Raw genomic sequence first — 837 nt, 5'->3', positions numbered from 1 at the left:
AAAAAAATTCTGTAAATCAGAATTTTTAACTGGATTGCTTCGTCAATTACTTTGTAATTTCCTCGCAATGACGGAAAAGCAGGTCCACGCTACAATGTCACGCGAAATGGCATAGAATAAAAATTGTTCGGTATATAGGTCAAGCCACGGGATGACAGTGGTGAAATCGAGCTATGCAACAATGCTACGCGAGAATGACATCACCTAATTTTTCACCCAGTGCAATATCTTCATTAACCTCAAATTTTTATTGACTTTTAGTCGAAAAGATATAAAGCTTTACAGCTAGAAATTTAAAATTAATAAATATTATGAAAAAATATATATTAGTGATTAGTATACTTCTAATAAGCGGAACTATATTTGCTCAAAGTCAAATATCTAATTTAGTTGTACCGGTTAGCTATTTTATAATCATGTATCGCAATTAGAAAAGCTAAAAGAAAATCTTAATAAATACAAGCAATCTAGTGTAGTAGGGGGAAGCGGTATGGGTAAAACCCAGCTTGCTAGGATGTACGCTTATGAAAATAAAGATAACTATAATATAATTTGGTTTATTGATTGTAATCTAAATATAGAGCAGCAATTACTCAAATTATCTAAAGCTATTAATATTGAGGTAAAATCACCGGTGATTTCAGAAGATATGGCAGTGATGAGGAACGATTTAATAGCCTATCTAGCAAGTAAAGATAAATGGTTGTTGGTATTTGATAATTTTAAAAATAGGCGAGAATAAGAAAATAGAAGATTTTATTAATTGGGAATATAACGGTAATATTATAGTTTGTTCTCAAGATGATGAATTATTTGTAGAAGTCAAGATTTAATCTT

At 30.3% G+C, this 837-nt stretch carries 1 protein-coding gene; it reads left to right on the top strand.

Annotation, left to right across the window (positions count from 1 at the left end; translation table 11 throughout):
* The first annotated feature begins 490 nt into the window (after positions 1–490).
* Positions 491–742, top strand: a complete 252-nt coding sequence (locus KYQ89_RS05740) for a hypothetical protein (RefSeq protein ID WP_256621453.1) — start codon at positions 491–493, stop codon at positions 740–742.
* Positions 743–837 lie beyond the last annotated feature (95 nt).

The organism is Rickettsia sp. TH2014, from assembly GCF_019249195.1.
Taxonomy (GTDB): Bacteria; Pseudomonadota; Alphaproteobacteria; order Rickettsiales; family Rickettsiaceae; genus Rickettsia; species Rickettsia felis.
The sequence above is the reverse complement of the archived record's forward strand: the minus strand, read 5'-3'. Positions and strand labels throughout refer to the sequence as shown.